This is a genomic window from Streptomyces parvulus (genome assembly GCF_014648855.1).
In the GTDB taxonomy this organism is placed as follows: Bacteria; Actinomycetota; Actinomycetes; order Streptomycetales; family Streptomycetaceae; genus Streptomyces; species Streptomyces parvulus.
The window spans coordinates 115270-133109 of sequence record NZ_BMRX01000019.1 but is presented as its reverse complement, the minus strand read 5'-3'; the positions used below and the strand labels follow the sequence as shown (position 1 = coordinate 133109).

General features: G+C 73.4%; 13 protein-coding genes. 10 read left to right on the top strand and 3 right to left on the bottom strand.

The features are described 5' to 3' along the window. Positions 1 to 28: 28 nt before the first annotated feature. The gene (locus IE108_RS31055; protein WP_079163399.1) at positions 29 to 394 is read right to left on the bottom strand and encodes a hypothetical protein; all 366 of its coding nucleotides are present in this window, start codon (positions 392 to 394) and stop codon (positions 29 to 31) included. A 389-nt stretch (positions 395 to 783) separates the two neighbouring features. Between IE108_RS31055 and IE108_RS31050 the strand changes: the two genes are divergently transcribed. From IE108_RS31050 to IE108_RS31005, 10 genes are all read left to right on the top strand, one after another. Beyond that, complete coding sequence (locus tag IE108_RS31050) at positions 784 to 4785, top strand: HAMP domain-containing protein (protein WP_079163400.1); 4002 nt, start codon at positions 784 to 786, stop codon at positions 4783 to 4785. 211 nt (positions 4786 to 4996) lie between these two features. After that, positions 4997 to 7366 carry a SpoIIE family protein phosphatase gene (locus IE108_RS31045; protein WP_229852543.1) on the top strand — a complete coding sequence of 790 codons (2370 nt, stop codon included), beginning with the start codon at positions 4997 to 4999 and terminating at the stop codon, positions 7364 to 7366. A 114-nt stretch (positions 7367 to 7480) separates the two neighbouring features. Continuing rightward, positions 7481 to 7867, top strand: a complete 387-nt coding sequence (locus tag IE108_RS31040; protein WP_064726253.1) for an STAS domain-containing protein — start codon at positions 7481 to 7483, stop codon at positions 7865 to 7867. 163 nt (positions 7868 to 8030) lie between these two features. After that, positions 8031 to 8927, top strand: coding sequence for an STAS domain-containing protein (locus IE108_RS31035; RefSeq protein ID WP_064731613.1), 897 nt, complete (start codon positions 8031 to 8033; stop codon positions 8925 to 8927). Continuing rightward, entirely contained in the window at positions 8924 to 9355 is a 432-nt protein-coding gene (locus tag IE108_RS31030) for an STAS domain-containing protein (RefSeq protein WP_064726254.1), read from the top strand. The genes IE108_RS31035 and IE108_RS31030 overlap by 4 nt, the downstream gene beginning before the upstream one ends. Next, positions 9355 to 9795, top strand: coding sequence for an anti-sigma regulatory factor (locus IE108_RS31025; RefSeq protein ID WP_064726255.1), 441 nt, complete (start codon positions 9355 to 9357; stop codon positions 9793 to 9795). The genes IE108_RS31030 and IE108_RS31025 overlap by 1 nt, the downstream gene beginning before the upstream one ends. Next, positions 9795 to 10859 carry an ATP-binding SpoIIE family protein phosphatase gene (locus IE108_RS31020; RefSeq protein WP_064726256.1) on the top strand — a complete coding sequence of 355 codons (1065 nt, stop codon included), beginning with the start codon at positions 9795 to 9797 and terminating at the stop codon, positions 10857 to 10859. Before IE108_RS31025 ends, IE108_RS31020 begins: the two co-directional genes overlap by 1 nt. Next, positions 10856 to 12589, top strand: a complete 1734-nt coding sequence (locus tag IE108_RS31015) for a PP2C family protein-serine/threonine phosphatase (protein ID WP_064726257.1) — start codon at positions 10856 to 10858, stop codon at positions 12587 to 12589. Before IE108_RS31020 ends, IE108_RS31015 begins: the two co-directional genes overlap by 4 nt. 163 nt (positions 12590 to 12752) lie before the next feature. Continuing rightward, a complete protein-coding gene (locus IE108_RS31010) occupies positions 12753 to 14123 on the top strand; it encodes an NAD(P)/FAD-dependent oxidoreductase (protein ID WP_064726258.1) in 1371 nt (456 codons plus the stop codon). Positions 14124 to 14223: 100 nt separating this feature from the next. Continuing rightward, on the top strand, positions 14224 to 16470 hold the full coding sequence (locus IE108_RS31005) for an FUSC family protein (protein WP_064731614.1): 2247 nt from the start codon (positions 14224 to 14226) through the stop codon (positions 16468 to 16470). Between the two features lie 18 nt (positions 16471 to 16488). On the opposite strand, the gene IE108_RS31000 is transcribed toward IE108_RS31005, so the two are convergent. Further along, a complete protein-coding gene (locus tag IE108_RS31000; protein WP_064726259.1) occupies positions 16489 to 16923 on the bottom strand; it encodes a hypothetical protein in 435 nt (144 codons plus the stop codon). Positions 16924 to 16951: 28 nt separating this feature from the next. Beyond that, a complete protein-coding gene (locus IE108_RS30995; protein ID WP_064726260.1) occupies positions 16952 to 17785 on the bottom strand; it encodes a DUF1206 domain-containing protein in 834 nt (277 codons plus the stop codon). Between the last annotated feature and the right edge of the window lie 55 nt (positions 17786 to 17840).

The window sequence follows — 17840 nt, the reverse complement described above, 5'->3', positions numbered from 1 at the left end:
GTTGCGCGTGCTGTCCTTCGGTGGCCGGTCAGGTCGCGGTGGTCTCCCGCGGCGGCAGCCGGTGATAGTAGTCGCCGACGGACGCCAGGTAGGCGCGGTCCATCGTCTCGCTGTCGGTCCTGAACCGGGGCGCGGCCTTCACCTCGGCCCTGCTGCAGGCCAGGGTGACCGTGCGGGCCTCGGGGTCGATACCGCGGACCACGCCGACGGGCACCAGCACGCTGCGGCCGAACACCCAGACCCCGGTGTCGACGACCAGGTGCTCCATGCCGAAGTGCTCGGCCTGCCGGTCCACGTGCCCGATGGTGCCGTCGTCGGCGACGACGGTGCAGCCCGTCAGGTCCTGTCCCTCCACGTGACCGCTGTCCGCCGGGTACGACCAGATAGTCTCCATCGGCACGCTGTCCCTTCCCTCCCGTGTGGCTGGCATGTGCGGGGCCGGGCGGGTCGCCACCGGCCGCTCCGGCTCCACAGCAGCAGATACCCGGCCGGGGCCCCCGCATTCGGGGCCGCGGGCCGATCGGGGGTGTGAAACCGCGCCGGGTACCCGTCACCAGCCCGTCCACACACACCGCGATCGTTGCCGAAACGGGTCCCCGCCGGGCACGTCCCCCGCTTTGTCGGCGCCCGGTGCCTGGGTTAATCTCGGGCGTATTTTTCTCACCGTGCAAATCCGTGAACAGCGGAAATGCCCGCGCGACAACCCGGACCCACCCAATCGGTCCGGAGGGGGTTCCGAGTCCTCGCACCGAGGGCTCGCTGGGGAGCGGAACGAGGGTGCGCATGACCAACGACAGCGCCGGGGCGGTCGACTCGGCCCCGGCCGATCAGGACCTGCGCCGTCTCCTGGCGGGCCTGACCGCCGTGCGGGACGGCGACTTCGGCACCCGGCTGCCGGACGACGCCGACGGGCTGATGGGCGACATCGCCAAGGTCTTCAACGGCATGGTCGATCAGCTGTCCGTGTTCACCTCCGAGGTGACCCGGGTGTCGCGCGAGGTGGGCACCGAGGGCACGCTGGGCGGCCAGGCCAAGGTGCCGGGGGTCTCGGGCACCTGGGCCGACCTGACCGACTCGGTCAACGCCATGGCCGGCAACCTGACCACGCAGGTCCGCGACATCGCCCAGGTGGCCACGGCCGTCGCCAAGGGCGACCTCTCCCAGAAGATCGACGTGGACGCCCGCGGCGAGATCCTCGAACTCAAGAACACCATCAACACGATGGTCGACCAGCTCTCCGCCTTCGCCGACGAGGTCACCCGCGTCGCCCGCGAGGTCGGCACCGACGGACGCCTCGGCGGGCAGGCCGACGTGCAGGGCGTCAGGGGAACCTGGCGCGACCTCACCGACTCGGTGAACTTCATGGCGGGCAACCTGACCAACCAGGTGCGCAACGTCGCCCAGGTGGCCACCGCCGTCGCCAAGGGCGACCTCTCCCAGAAGATCACCGTGGACGCCCGCGGCGAGATCCTCGAACTCAAGAACACCATCAACACGATGGTCGACCAGCTGTCCGCCTTCGCCGACGAGGTCACCCGCGTCGCCCGCGAAGTGGGCACGGCCGGCAACCTGGGCGGGCAGGCCCGGGTGCGCGGCGTTTCGGGCACCTGGAAGGACCTCACCGACAACGTCAACGTGATGGCGTCCAACCTGACCGGGCAGGTCCGCTCCATCGCCCAGGTCGCCAACGCCGTGGCCCGGGGCGACCTGTCGCAGCGCATCACCGTCGACGCCAAGGGCGAGGTCGCCGCGCTGGCCGACGTCATCAACACGATGGTCGACACCCTGTCGGCCTTCGCGGGCGAGGTCACCCGCGTCGCCCGCGAGGTCGGCACCGACGGGCGCCTGGGCGGGCAGGCCAACGTGCCGAACGTCGCCGGCACCTGGAAGGACCTCACCGACAACGTCAACTCGATGGCCAACAACCTCACCGGCCAGGTGCGCAACATCGCGCTGGTGACGACCGCGGTGGCCCGGGGCGACCTGTCGAAGAAGATCGACGTCGACGCGCGCGGCGAGATCCTCGAACTGAAGACGACGATCAACACGATGGTCGACCAGCTGTCCGCCTTCGCCGACGAGGTCACCCGCGTCGCACGCGAGGTGGGCACCGAGGGCCGCCTCGGCGGCCAGGCCGAGGTGGAGGGCGTCTCCGGCACCTGGAAGCGCCTCACGGAGAACGTCAACGAGCTGGCAGGCAACCTCACCCGCCAGGTCCGCTCCATCGCGCAGGTCACGTCGGCGGTGGCCGAGGGCGACCTGACCCGCTCCATCAACGTGGAGGCGTCCGGCGAGGTCGCCGAGCTCAAGGACAACATCAACTCCATGGTGGAGTCCCTGCGCGAGACCACCCGGGCCAACCAGGAACAGGACTGGCTCAAGACCAACCTGGCCCGTATCTCCGGCCTGATGCAGGGCCACCGGGACCTGCCCGTGGTCGCCGAGCTGATCATGGACGAGCTGGTGCCGCTGGTGTCGGCGCAGTACGGCGCCTTCTACCTGGCCGAGGACGGGGAGGCCGGCCCGGAGCTGCGGCTGGTCGGCTCGTACGGCTACCCGGAGACCACGGCCCGGCCCACCCGCTTCGCCTTCGGCCGCTCGCTGGTCGGCCAGGCGGCGCGCAGCAGGCGCACCATCCTGGTGGACGACCTCCCGGCCGGGTACCTGACCGTGTCCTCGGGTCTCGGCGAGATCGTGCCGACGGCCCTGGTGCTGCTGCCCATCGTGGTCGAGGGGCAGGTCCTCGGCGTCATCGAACTCGCCTCGGTCGCCCCGTTCACCCAGATCAACCAGGACTTCCTGGAGATGCTGATGGAGACCATCGGCGTGAACGTCAACACCATCGTGGCCAACGCCCGCACCGACGAACTCCTGGCCGAGTCCCAGCGCCTGACCGCCGAACTCCAGGCGCGTTCGGCGGAGCTGCAGGTGCAGCAGGAGGAACTCCAGCACTCCAACGCCGAACTGGAGGACAAGGCCTCCCTGCTGGCCACGCAGAACCGGGACATCGAGGCGAAGAACCTCCAGATCGAGCAGGCCCGGCAGGAGCTGGAGGCGCGCGCCCAGCAGCTGTCGCTGGCCTCGAAGTACAAGTCGGAGTTCCTGGCCAACATGAGCCACGAGCTGCGCACCCCGCTCAACAGCCTGCTGATCCTCGCCCAGTTGCTGGCCCAGAACCCCTCGCGCAACCTCACCCCGAAGCAGGTCGAGTACGCGGGCATCATCCACTCCGCGGGCTCGGACCTGCTCCAGCTGATCAACGACATCCTGGACCTGTCGAAGGTCGAGGCGGGGAAGATGGACGTCTCCCCGGAACGGGTCACGCTGCGGCAGCTCATCGAGTACGTCGAGGCCACCTTCCGGCCGATGACGACGCAGAAGGGGCTGGAGTTCACGGTGGCGACGGCCACCGGGGCCCCGGCCGACCTGCTGACCGACGACTCCCGGCTGCGCCAGGTGCTGCGCAACCTGCTCTCCAACGCGGTGAAGTTCACCGAGCGGGGCGGCGTGGAGCTGGCCGTCGAGCCGGCGCCGGACGACGAGGTGCCGGCGGGTGTGGTGCGGGGCGGCGCCGTGGTGGCCTTCCGGGTCAAGGACACGGGCATCGGCATCCCCGAGCAGAACCTGGAGTCGATCTTCGGCGCCTTCCAGCAGGCGGACGGCACGACCAGCCGCAAGTACGGCGGCACCGGGCTCGGCCTGTCCATCACGCGGGAGATCGCCCAGCTGCTCGGCGGCGCCGTCACGGTGGACAGCACGCCGGACCGGGGCAGCACCTTCACGCTGTACCTGCCGGTGGCCCGGCCCGACTTCGAGGATGTGCTGGGCCGGGTCGGCCCCGAGCGGGTGCCCGACGCCTCGTCGCCCGACGTGCTCGACCGGCCGGCGCCGGTGCCCGAGCTGACCGCGGGCGGCCACCGGCGGCGTCCGCGGCGGCTGCTGGTCGTGGAGGAGCGTCCGCGCGGTCTGCTCACCCTGGTCGCGGAGAGCGTGATCGCCGACCTGTCGCACGGGCGGGACGAGGCGGGCGACCGGCCCCCGCTCGACGTGATCACGGCCGTGGGGGCGCAGGAGGCGGCCGGCGCGCTGGCGGCCGAGTCGTGCCACTGCGTCGTCCTGGAGCTGGGCATGCCGGACGGACAGGCGTCCCGCTTCCTGCACGCGCTGCGCGGCGACTCGGCCCTGGCGAGCGTGCCCGTCCTGGTGCACAGCGGCCACCGGGCCGACGCGGCCCTGGAGGAGGACCTGCGCACCGGTACGGCGGGCGGGACCCTGGAGTTCCTGTCCAGCCTCGACGAGCTGCGTGAGCGGATCGCCCTGCACCTGGCCGCCGAGGAGCCCGGGGACGTGCTGACCCTGGTCCGGCCGGAGGAGCCCCGCCGCGCGAGCGCGTACACCGGGGAGGACTCCCCCACCGGGCGCACCGTCCTGGTGGTCGACGACGACGCGCGCAACCTGTTCGCGCTCAGCGGCATCCTGGAGCTGCACGGCTTCCGGGTCCTGCACGCGGAGAACGGCCGCCGGGGCATCGAGACGCTGACGCACCACCCGGAGATCGCGCTGGTGCTGATGGACGTGATGATGCCGGAGATGGACGGCTACACCGCGACCGCCGAGATCCGCCGGATGCCCGAGTACGCCGAGCTGCCGATCATCGCGGTGACCGCGAAGGCGATGCCCGGCGACCGGGAGAAGAGCATCGCCTCGGGCGCCAGCGACTACGTCACCAAGCCCGTGGACACCGAGGACCTGATCGCCTGTGTCCGGCGGTGGCTGCCCGCATGAGCGGACCGGCCCCCGTCCCGTACCAGGGTGGGCCGGACGGAGCGCGGCGCGGGCCGTCGCGCTCCGTGGCCCTCGCCAGCCGAGGAGCGTGCACGTCGTGAGCAAGTCCGAGCGGCCCGGCGAACCGGCCGCCCCCGACGAGACCCCCGCCCCGGCGGCCGGTCCGCCCCCGTCCCGCGCGCTCGACGGGCCGGTCGCCGGCCTGCGCACCATGACGCCGCTGTCGCCGGTGGGGCGGCTGGCGGCCACCGTCGACCGGCTCAGCGGCGAGGTGCGGGCCGCCCAGGCCGAGGCCGAGGGGCGGGCGCTGATCGAGCTGGCCAAGGGCATCCTGGTGGCGCGGCTCGGATGCGGTCCGGCCGAGGCCGCCCGGCAGCTGGCCGAACTGGCCGAGCAGTCCCAGGCGACCCAGCTGGAGTTCGCGGTCGACGTCATCAACCAGGCGGCCCGGGACCGCGTGTCGGAGGTGACCGACACCTTCCTGGCCGCCACCGCCTCGGTGCGCGCGGAGCCCGACCGGGGCCAGGGGGAGTCCGGGGAGGCGGGGACCGGCTCGGCCGCCGTGCGCCTGCGGGCCGCCGAGAGCGGCGCGCTGGCCGCGGGCGACACCCAGGCCGTGGCCGAGGCCCTGCTGGAGCAGGCGCTGCGTCCGCTCGGCGCGGTCGCGGTGGCCATCTGGGCGGCCGGGTACGACGGCTCGCTGACCCTGGCCGGCAGCGCGGGCTTCTCCCCGGCCGAGGCGACCCGATGGCGCTACGTGCCGCCGGACGTGGCGACCGTCGCCCGGTCCGGGCTGACCGAGCGGACGGGGCAGTGGGTCACGTCCCTGGCGGAGACCGGGCTGCCCAGCGTGGGCCGGCACCAGTATCCGGACGGCGGCAGGGTCGCCGTGCCCGCGGGCACCGGGGGACGCCTGCACGGCGTCCTGGAGATCGCCTGGCCGGCGCCGCTGGAGCCGCAGCCGCCGCAGGTGGTGCGGCAGGTGGAGGCCCTCGCCGAGCTGTGCGCGCACACCCTGGAGTCCTACAGCCCGCCGGCCGGCGGCGGGCAGGAGCCGCGTCCGGTGCCGGACGCAGTGGAGCTGATGGACCTGGCCGACGGGCTGTACGACCCGGCGCTGGTGCTGGTGCCGCACCTGGACGCCGACGGCAACCTGGCGGACTTCCGCATCCAGCACGTCAACAAGAGCTTCATGGACCCCGCCGGCCGGCCGCGCGCCGTCGTGGGCGGCGCCCTGCTCCTCGAGGCGTACCCGATGGCCGCCGGGGACAGCGAGCTGTTCCGGAACGTGGAGCGGGTGTACGCCACCGGAGAGCCGTTCCGGGCCCGGCGCATGAACCTCACCGCCCTGGTGGACCAGGTGGCGCTGTCGGCGGTCGCGGACATAAGCGTCAGCCGGCACGGCAACGCGGTCCTGCTCATCTGGCGCATCGAGGACGAGACGGCCCGGCTGGCCAGCCTCCTCCAGCACGCCCAGCGGCTCGGCCGCATCGGCGGTTTCGAGGAGAACCTGCTGACCGGCGAGATCACCTGGAACGGCCAGCTCTTCGACCTCTACGGGCGCCCGCAGACCAGCACCCCGGTCCCCCTGGAGGAGCTGGCCGCGCACGCCCACCCGGACGACGCGGTCGCCATCGGACGCTTCCTGCGCACCCTGCTGCACCACCGGCGGCCGGCGTCGGCGGCGTTCCGGCTCCAGCGGCCCGACGGTGTGACCCGGCACGTGCGGCTGGTGGCCGAGCCGGTCCTGGACACCGACGACCGCCTGCTCGTCGTGCGGGGCGCCTACCAGGACATCTCGGCGCAGCACTGGACGGAGGTGGCGCTGGCCGCCACGCGCGACCAGCTGGCCCACACCGAGCAGCAGGCCATCGAGCGCAACCGGCTCACCCTCCAGCTGCAGCACGCCATCATGCCGCCCGCGCAGACCCCGCTGAAGGTGCCGGAACTCCAGGTCGCCGTCCGCTACCGGCCGGCGGAGACGGAGCAGCTGGTCGGCGGCGACTGGTACGACGCGGTGATGCTGCCGAACGGCCTGGTGCTGCTGTGCGTCGGCGACGTGGCCGGGCACGGCATAGAGGCGGCGACCAGCATGGTGGTGCTCCGCAACGCGCTGCGCGGCCTGGCGGTGACCGGGGCGGGCCCGGGCCAGCTGCTGTCCTGGCTCAACATCGTCGCCCACCATCTGACGGGCGGCGTCACCGCCACCGCGGTGTGCGGTCTGTACGACCCGGTCCGGCGCACCCTGCGCTGGGCCAGGGCGGGCCATCTGCCGCCGGTGCTGGTGCGCGGCCCGCGTGCGGAGCCGCTGCCCCTGGTGCGGGGGATGCTCCTCGGGGCGGTGGCGGAGGCGGCGTACGAGGAGGCGGAGGTGCAACTGGCCGGTGCGGACACGCTGCTGATGTACACCGACGGCCTGATCGAGCGCCGGGACCGCTCCGTGGAGGAGTCGCTGGACCAGCTGCTGACCACCGTGCGTCCCGCTCCGAACACGCTGGACCAGCATCTGGACCGGCTGCTCACCTACAGCCGGTCCGACACCGACGACGACACCTGCCTCGTCGGCATCCGGGTCGGGTGAGGGTGGTCACACAGCCCGTCCCGGCGGCCGTGCATGGGGCCGGGATTCGGGGGTAACCGCCGGGCGCGGTGGACCACGTCGGTCCACCGCGCCGCCGCATTGTTGGAGGTACACGTGCCCATCGCCCAGAACCCGCTGTCCGTGGAAGTGACGCTGCCCCGTGAGGAGGTCGCGCTGCTGAAGGTGGAGGGCTACCTGGACGTCGACACCGCCACCGAGCTCCAGCACCACCTGGCGAACCAACTGCACCACGGCCGCAGGCACTTCCTGCTGGACCTGTCGGAGGTGCCGTTCATGGACTCCTCCGGGATGAACATCATCCTGCGCGTCTACCAGGAGGCGCGGGAGCTGCCCGGAAGTGTGCACATCATCTCCCCCGCCCCGGCCGTGCGGCGCGTCCTGGACCTGACCGGCGTCAGCATCACCGTGCCCGTGTCGGAGAGCACCGAGGAGGCGCTGGCCCGCGTGGACGCGCAGCCGGAGGGTCCGCAGACGCCGTAGAACCGGACCCTCCGGGCCCCGCCGCGCATCCCGGCCGGTCGTGCGGGAGCAGGTGTCGTACGAGGTCGGGGGGTGGTTACAGTTGTCGTCCGGCAAGGTCATGTCGCCGCCACACCCGCCGTGGGCGGGGTGCGCGGCGCGACGCGGATGAGGAGTGGAGCAGGTGCCGGAACAGGCGCACGGTACGGCGGGGTCGCCCACGCTGGAGATCAGGGACTTTCTGCGGCGCCGCCGTGAGCAGATCGCCCAGCGCTGGGCGGACGAGCCCCTTTTCCGGGCCGTGTTCACCGTCTCGCGCGACGAGGCGGTCGAGGCCGGCAAGGCCGTGGTGGACGCCCTGGCCCAAGTGGCCGACGCGGAGCGGGTGGAGGATCCGGACGCCGCGGGCTTCACCGCGGTGCGCGAGCAGTTGGCGCGGATGGCCGCGGCCCGCTCGCGGGCGGGACTGAGCAGCGCGCAGGTGTCGGCCGAGCTTGCGGCGCTGCGTCCGCCGGTCGAGAACCTGCTGCTCGAGGATCTCCCGGACGCTCCGGCCGAGCAGGTCCGCGCCTGTGCCGGCACGCTCGGTGTGCTGATGGGCACGCTGCGGGTGGTGGTGACGCAGACGGCGCTCAGCGAGGGCCAGGCGCTCATCGACCGGCAGCGGCTGCAGCTGCTGGAGGTGGCCACCCCGGTCATCAAGCTGTGGGACGGCGTGGTGGCCGTGCCGCTGATCGGCACGCTGGACAGCGCCCGCAGCCAGGTGGTGATGGAGACCCTCCTGGAGTCCATCGTGGAGCAGCAGGCGCGCTTCGCGATCCTGGACATCACCGGTGTCCCGACAGTCGACTCGCTGGTGGCCCAGCACCTGATGAAGACGGTCGCGGCGGCCCGGCTGATGGGTGCCGAGTGCATCGTCTCCGGCATCCGTCCGGCGATCGCGCAGACGATGGTCCACCTCGGTCTGGACCTCGGCAACGTGGTCACCCGCGCGAGCCTCGCCGACGCCCTCGGGTACGTGCTGCACGAGCTGGGAGTCGGCATCGTCACCCCGGGCGCGAAGGGTGCGGTCACGCGGTGAGCGAGGCGTTCGGGGGGCCTCACGGGGCTCCCGTGTCGAACCGCGTCCCGGTGCTGCGCCTCGGTGACGTGCTGCTGGTCACCCTCCAGGGCGACCTGCACGACAGTACGGCGCAGCAGTTGCAGGACGACCTCGCCGAGAGCATCGTGCGCAGCGGCGCCGGCGGCGTGATCATGGACATCTCCGGGGTGGAGATCGTCGACTCGTTCCTGGGCCGGGTGCTGGCGGAGATCGCCGCCCAGACCGACCTGCTCGCCGCGCGGACCGTGGTGGTCGGCATGCGGCCGGCGGTCGCGATCACGCTCGTCGAGCTGGGGCTGACGCTGCCGGGCATGCGGACGGCGCTCAACACCGAGGCCGCCATGGAGCTGCTCACGGGGCAGGCCGTGTCGTCCCACTTCGGCGGCCCGCGCCGGGAGAGTCAGTGATGCACACCGCCGCGGGCTCCCAGGCCCGCCTGCCGATCCGTTCGGACATGGATCTGGTGTGGGTGCGACAGCATGTGCGGCAGGCCGCCGCGCAGATCGGCTTCGGCCTGGTGGACCAGACCAAACTGGTCACCGCCGCCAGCGAACTCGCCCGCAACACTCTCATCTACGGCGGCGGCGGCACGATGGAGACGGAGCCGCTGACCGACGGGGGCGCCCGCGGGCTGCGGCTCACCTTCGCCGACGAGGGACCGGGCATCGCGGACCTGGAGCAGGCGCTCAGCGACGGCTTCACCTCCGGTGAGGGACTGGGCCTCGGGCTGGGCGGTGCCCGGCGGCTGGTGCACGAGTTCGCGATCGACAGCGCGCCGGGCGCGGGCACGATGGTGCGGGTGACCTCCTGGGTGGGCCGGCCCCCGCGTCCGCGCGAGGAGTCCTGATGCCCCGGCTGTGGGACGTACCGGTGCACGACTCGACCCGGGTGCGCGACGCCAGGGTGGCCGCGGAGCAGGCGGCGGCGCTGGCCGGGCTGGACGAGCGGCGCACCGCCACGTCGGCGCTGGTGGCGACCGAGCTGGCCACCAACCTGCTCAAGCACGCCGCGGGCGGCCAAGTGCTCATCGACGTGGTCGCTCCGTGCGTCCTGGCCGACGGCCGGAGCGAGGCGGCCCTCGTGCAGGTGACGGCGGTCGACCACGGCCCCGGGATCCCGGACGTCTCCGCCGCCCTGGGAGACGGGTTCACCACCACGCGGTCCCTCGGTGCGGGGCTCGGCACCTGCGCGCGCCTGGCCGACGACTTCGACCTGCACAGCGTCCCGGGCCGGGGCACCGTGGTGGTCGCCCGCGTCGGACCCGTGCCCGACGGCCCGGCCGCCGAACCGGGCCCGGCCGCCGGGGTGCGGGCCGGGGGCGTCAACGTGCCCTTCGGCGGGGCGGAGTACTCGGGGGACGCCTGGGCCTGGGTGCGCGCGGGCGACCTGGTCACCCTCATGATGGCCGACGGCCTCGGCCACGGCCCGGAGGCGGCCCGCGCCTCGACCGCGGCCGTGGCGGCGATGCGCGAGGCGGCGCACGTCACCCCCGGCGAGGCACTGCGGCGCATCGACTCGGCGCTGACGGGCACGCGCGGCGCGGCCGTCGCCGTCGCCCAGGTCGACACGCGGACCGGCGTGCTGAGGTTCGCGGGCGTCGGCAACATCGGAGCGCGGCTGTGCGAGGGCGGCACCTGGCGACACCTGGTGTCCCGGCCCGGCATAGTCGGCACCCACCGGCCCACGACACTGCGCGAGGAGGAGGCGGTCTGGGCGGACGACCGGGTGCTGGTCCTGCACAGCGACGGGCTGCCGAGCCGCTGGGCGCCCACGTCCGAGACGTGCCGTACGACGACCGACCCGGCGGTGACCGCCGCCGTCACGATCCGTGACGCCAGCAGCTCGGCCCGGCCCGTGCGCGACGACACCGCGGTCGCCGTGCTGGCCCCCGTCCCGCCGGATGGACCATGACCCGTACCTGGCAGATCACCGACGTCACCGAAGCGGCCGGGGCGCGCATCGCCGCCGCCCGGCTGGCCGCGGCCTGCGGCGTGCCGGCGCTGGAGCGCAGCCGTCTGGCGGCCTCGCTCGGCGCGCAGCTGCGGTTGTGCCTGACGAAGGGCGGCGCGTGGCGGCTGACCCTGACCACCGGTCCGGCGGACGGCGCCGGGGCGGAGTCCGGGGAGTACGTCCTGCACGCCGTGGTGACGCCCTCCCCCGACGCCGCCGCGGCCGGTGAGCCGCCGTGGCGCGTCACGGTGCCCTGCCCCGAGCCGGCGCCGGAGTCCGCGGCCGGCACCGCGGCGGACGACGCCGCCGGGCTGGCGGAGGCCCTGCTGGGCGCCGACGAGGACACCGCGCTGGTGCTGGAGCGGCTGGGCGAGCAGGAGGACCTGGTCGAGTTCCACCGCGAGGAGCTGCATCAGACCAACCAGGGCGTCGTCGCGCTCCACGCCGAACTGGACGCCGCCGGGCGGGCCCAGCGGGAGGCGTTCGCCGCCGAGCGCAAGGCGCGCACCGAGGCGGAGAACGCCCGGCGGCGGCTGACCTTCCTGGCGGACGCGAGCGCGGTGCTGACGGCGTCCCTGGACCACCACGAGATCGTGCGGCGGCTGCCGGAGCTGCTGGTGCCCGAGTACGCGGCGAGCGTCGACGTCTGGCTGTTCGAGCAGGACGACGGCACCGCGGGCCCGGCCCATCCGGCCGCGGCCGTGGTCGCCGCCCGCACCGGACGCCCGCAGTACGCCGCCCCGCACCCGGGCGGCCTGCCCGGCGTCCAGGACCAGCCGCCCTCGGCGCTGGACCCGGAGCGGCCCGCGCTGTGCATCCCGCTGCCGACCCGGCAGGCGCCCCTCGGCGTGGTGACCCTGTCACCGCCCGGGGAGCGGTGGGACCCGGACGACGCGGTCATGCTGGTGGAGCTGACCCGGCGGGCCAGCATCGCGATCGACCACGCCCAGCGCTACCAGCACAACCGCGACATCGCCGAGACCCTCCAGCGGGCGTTGCTGACGGACCTGCCCTCCCCGGCCGGCCTCGGGCTGGCCGCGCGCTACCTGCCGGCCACCCACGGGCTGAACATCGGCGGCGACTGGTACGACGCGTTCCGGCAGCCCGACGGCGGGGTCATCACCGTCGTCGGCGACGTCACCGGGCACGGGCTGCGCGCGGCCGTGATGATGAGTCAGCTGCGCACCGCGCTGCGGGCGTACGCCGTGGACGGCGGCAGCCCGGGCCGGCTGCTCACCCGGTTGCACACGTTCCTGCACCACCTGCAGCCCGACCTGTTCGCCACCGCCGTCATCGCCCGCTTCCACCCCGACGAACCGACCCTGACCTGGGCCGCCGCCGGGCATCCGCCGCCGGTGCTGCGGACCCCGGACGGGCGGGTGCGGATCCTGGACGACAAGCCCGGCGCGATGCTGGGCATCCCGCTCCAGCAGGAGATCGCCGACCACAGCGTGCCGCTTGCGCCGGGCTCCACGCTGGCCCTCTACACCGACGGCCTGGTGGAGCGCCGCGCCCAGGGCATAGACCCGGGCATCGAGCGGCTCGCCGAGGCGCTCGGCTCCTTCGCCACGCCCCGTCTCGAGTCGGATCTGGAGGGTTCCGCGGACGAGCTCCTGCGTCCGCTGCTCAGCGACTCGGAGCGGGACGACGACGTGTGCCTGCTGCTGTGCCACCTGCGCGGACCCGCCTGACCCGGCGCCGCCGCCCCCGCCCCCGCACCCCCCCGGTCTACCCGCCTGCCGCACCCGGCTGGCCGGACCGGCGCGGGCGCGATGGGATCGACGAGGTGCGAAGCAGCGATCCAGGGGCAGGCGAAGGGCGTTCGCGGCAGACCGTCCGAAGCCGCAGAAAGGGATGAACACCGTGACACGACCCAGGATTCTGGTGGTCGGCGCAGGTTTCGCCGGCGTGGAGTGCGTCCGCCGGCTGGAGCGGAAGCTCGCTCCCGGCGAGGCCGACATCACCTTGGTGACACCGTTCTCCTACCAGCTCTACCTGCCGTTGCTCCCCCAGGTCGCCTCCGGGGTGCTGACCCCCCAGTCGATCGCGCTCTCGCTGCGCCGCAGCAGCCGCTACCGCACCCGGATCATCCCGGGCGGCGCCATCGGCGTGGACCTCAAGGCGAAGGTCTGCGTGGTGCGCACCATCACCGACCAGATCGTCAACGAGCCCTACGACTACATCGTCCTCGCGCCCGGAAGCATCACCCGCACCTTCGACATCCCGGGGCTCACCGACCATGCGTTCGGCATGAAGACGCTGGCGGAGGCGGCGTACGTGCGCGACCACGTCATCTCCCAGCTGGATCTCGCCGACGCCAGCCAGGACCCGGTCGAGCGCGCCTCCCGGCTGCAGTACGTGGTGGTCGGCGGCGGTTACGCCGGCACCGAGACCGCGGCCTGCCTCCAGCGGCTCACGCACGCGGCCGTCAAGCGCTACAACCGGCTCGACCCGAGCCTGATCAAGTGGCACCTGATCGACATCGCGCCGAAGCTGATGCCCGAGCTGGGCGAGAAGCTGGGGCGGGACGCGCAGGAGGTCCTCGCCCGGCGCGGCATCGAGATCTCCCTGGGCGTGTCCATCGCCAAGGCGGGCCCGGAGGAGGTCACCTTCACGGACGGCCGGGTGGTGCCGACCCGCACGCTGATCTGGACGGCGGGCGTGGTGGCGAGCCCGCTGATCGCCACGCTCGGCGCGGAGACGGTCAAGGGACGGCTCGCGGTCACCGCCGAGATGTGCCTGCCGGACCACGACGGCGTGTTCGCGCTGGGCGACTCCGCGGCGGTGCCCGACCTCGCCAAGGGCCAGGACGGAGCCGTCTGCCCGCCCACCGCCCAGCACGCGATGCGGCAGGGCCGGCACGTCGCCGAGAACCTCATCGCCACCCTGCGCAACCAGCCGATGCGGCCGTACGTGCACAAGGACCTCGGTCTCGTGGTCGACCTCGGCGGCACCGACGCCGTCTCCAAGCCGCTCGGCATCGAGCTGAAGGGCCTGCCGGCCCAGGCGGTGGCCCGCGGCTACCACTGGTCGGCGCTGCGCACGGGGGTGGCCAAGGCCCGGGTGGCGGCCAACTGGGCGATCAACGCGGTGGCCGGCGACGACTTCGTGCGCACCGGTTTCCAGGCCCGCAAACCGGCCAAGCTCCGGGACTTCGAGTACACCGACGCCTATCTCAGCCCGGAACAGGTGCGGGAGCGCGTGGAGGGCGCGGCGTCGCGTTGACCCCGTGGCCGAAACCGGCTCTCGGCATGACATGCTGAGAAGTGGATCTCGGCGTGAACCGGCCGGGAGTCGGCTGTGAATCGGGAGAGTGTACGGCGGCGTGAAGGCAGCGAGGCGCTCGGTGCGGACACGGCTGCGGGGCGCCGTCGCCGCGTCCGATCCCGGGCTGCTGCGGCTGACGGCGGGCCTGCGGACGGTGGGCGCCATCGCACTGACGCTCGCCGTGCTCGCCGCGCTCGGCGTGGACGTCGAGCACCTGGTGGCGGGCGCCATTGCGGCGATGGTCGCCACGTTCGCCATCCGGGAGAAGGAGCTGCGCCCGCAGGCCGTGACCCTGGCGCTGGGGCTGCCCGTCGCCCTCGCCTCGGTCTCGCTCAGTGCGCTGCTGGCCTCACGAGTGGTGCTGGGCGACGCGGTCTTCGTGGTGCTGATCTTCTGCGCGGTCTTCGTCCGCCGGTTCGGCGACCGCGGCACGGCGCTGGGGCTGATCGGCTTCCAGGTCTACTTCGTGTCGCTGTTCGTCGGCGCGAAGGTGTCGGGGCTGCCGGCGCTGTGGAGCGCCGTCGCGGTGGCGTTCGCGTCCAGTGCCGTGGTGCGCTTCGGGGTCGTGCCCGCGACGCCGGCCTGGATCCTGCGACGCCTGCGGCAGGCCTTCCGCGCCCGGCTGGCGCAGCTGATCGCCGTGCAGGAGGAACTGCTCGACGCGGGCCCCGACGAGATCGAGAAGACGCTGGAGCGGTTGCGCGAGGGCACCGCGCGGCTGCACGAGACCGCGCTGATGATCCAGTCCCGGCTGGAGGAGGGCACGCCCGACGAGTCCACCGCGCGGCTGGTGCAGCGGCGCATCGCGGACGCGGAGATCGCCGCTGAACGGCTCGGCCTGCTGCTGCTGACCGCGCGCAGCGCCGAGCGGGCGGACACCCTGACCCTGCACCTGCCGGGGGCTCCCGCGCCCGCCGTCGGCCACTCGCCCGCGCCGGGCGAGGCGACGGACATACTGCGCCGGGACCTGGGGGCGCTGCGCACACTGGTGCTGAAGCCGCCCGCCGAGGCGCGCGGGACGGGTCTGTCGCACCTGCGCAACCGGCTCCTGGGCTACCGGGACGAGGAGAACCTGCCCGAGGCGACCCCGGCCGTCCAGGACGTCTTCCGCGGCATCGGTGAGAGCGCGCGTGCGGTCATGGGCCTGCGGATCGCCCTGGACGGGCCGCAGGACGAGTCGGACGACTCCCCCGCGACGGCCAGGTCCCGGGAGGAGCTGGACGCCGAGGACGCCGCCATCGACGCCGGCGAGGAGGCCGCGGCCGAGGAGGAGCCGACCGGGCTCCGGCGGCCCACCACGCGGGCCGCGGTGCAGGTGGCGGTGGGGTCCTCACTGGCCATCGTGGGCGGCGAGTTCCTGTCCACGCAGCGCTGGTACTGGGCGGTCCTCACCTGCTGGATCGTCTTCATCAACACCGCCTCCACCGGCGAGATCCTGGTCAAGGGCTACCGGCGGCTGCTGGGCACCGTGCTGGGGGTGGTGGCCGGCATCGTGCTGGCGGGTCTGGTCGGCAACCACACCTGGACGGCGTTCGCACTCGTCCTGGTGCTGATCTTCGCGATGTTCTACACGGCGCCGCTGTCGTACACGCTCATGTCGTTCTTCGTCACGGCGATGCTGGGCCTGCTCTACACCCTGCTGCACACGTACAGCATGTCGGTGCTGCTGCTGCGGGTGGAGGAGACCGCGCTGGGGGCGGCGTGCGGGATCGTCGCGGCGGCGCTGGTACTGCCGATACGGACCGACCGGCGGACGAACGAACTGCTGGGGACGGTGCTGGAGCGGCTCACCGACGTCACCGAGGGCGCCGTCGACCAGCTCAGCGGTGGTCCCGCGGCGGACCTCCTGGACACGGCGCGGGAGCTGGACCAGGCGCTGGGCGACCTGCGGGCCGCCGTGCAGCCGCTCACCCACCCGATCACCCCGCTGCGCTCCCGGCGCAACACGGCGCAGTACGTGGTCGCGCTGCTGGAGACCTGCGCCTACCACGCCCGGTCACTGGCCGCGACGGCGGAGCTGCTGCCCACGCATCCGTCGATCGCCGCCGACCCGAGGCTGCGCGGAGCGGTGCGGCGCACGGTGCGCAACATCGAGGCGATCGCCGCCCACGTCGAGGACGACGACAAGGCGACCGAGGTGGAGACCGGCCCCAGCATCGCCTCGCTGCTGGAGCCGTACGCCGCCGGGACACCCCGGTACGGCAGGATCACCGGCCGGGTGCTGCGGCACCTGGAGCGGCTGGACGAGGCCGTGGTCGGCCTCGCCCGGCCGCTGGGTGTGGCCGTGAAGACCCCGCAGCGCTGAGCGGTCCTGGCCGGGCGGTCAGAAGTCGCTGGGCAGACCGCTCGCCTCGGCGATGCCGCGCAGTTCCTCGTTCTGCCGGTGGCGTTCCTTCAGGTAGTCGGCTATCTCGCCGAGCCGTTCGGGGTCGGAGGCGGTGGTCGCGTCGGTGACGACCCGGACGGGGCCGGTCTCGTCGGTGCTGATCTCGACGACTTCGTTGTCCAGCCGCCCGGTGACGGCGGTGGCGATGACCAGGGCGGCCTCGTCCCTGATCTCCTGGGGCAGTGCCTCGGCGTTGTCGCCGTCCAGGGAGAAGTCGATGGTCGGCATCTGCTGCTCGTCGATCGCCTGGAGGACCGGTTCCACCACGCTGAGCAGCAGCTGGTAGTCGTCGTTCGGCATGCGAACGCGCAGGAGGTCGAGGTAGACGTCCACGGGACGTCCGTCCGGCGGAGGAATCTCGTGTTCGTTCATTCGCCCCGTGTTCCCCGTGGTGCCCGGCTCAGACCCGGCGCCACCGGGCGAGCGCGAACGAGAAGACCCCGAACAGCACCAGACCCGCGGCTACGAGAGCCAGGAGCCAGGGCCCGAGGGGGGTCTGGGCGAAGGAGCGGAGGGTGTCGTCGAGGCCCTTGGCCTGGTCGGGCCGATAGTCGACGGCGGCCCGCACGGCGAAGGCGCCCGCCGCCGCGAACACCGCTCCGCGGGCCACTCCCCCGCCGACGCCGGTGACGTCGAGCAGGGTCCGAGCCCGGGAGCTGAGAGCCCCGAGCTTCAGCTTCTTGTGGTAGCTGCGGCGGATGGCCTGTACGGCGATCACCACCCCGGCGACGACGATGCCGGCGCCGGCCAGCCCCACGACCCACTGCCCGGCGGGCATCTCCAGAACCTTGCGCGTGACGTCCCGGGACTGCTGGTCGCTGGAGCCGCTGCCGCCCGCGCCGGCCGCGAAGGCCAGCACGGAGTAGGCGACGAAGGCGTAGAAGACGCAGCGGGCGGCGGCCGGCAGCCGCTTCTTGGCCTTGTGGCCGTCCTTGCCGGTGGCGCCGAAGGCCGCCTCGGACAGCCGCCACAGCGCCATGCCGACGAGGCCGATGCCGAGCGCCCACAGCATGACGGCGCCGAACGGCTTGTCCGCGATCTCCTCCAGGGCGCCGCCCCGGTCCGCCTCGCGGTTCCCGGTGCCGAAGGCTATCTGCAGGGCCAGGACGCCGACCAGCAGGTAGATGACTCCGCGTGCGGTGAGACCCGCCCTCGCCGCCCCTTCGGCGGCCGATCCGTTCGCGGCGCCGCGGACTGTGCCGCGGCCGGTGCGTGCCATGACTCGTGCGTTCATGTGGACCTCCCCTCCCGGACTCCGCATGCCCCGCCATCGGCCCCGCACGCAGGCG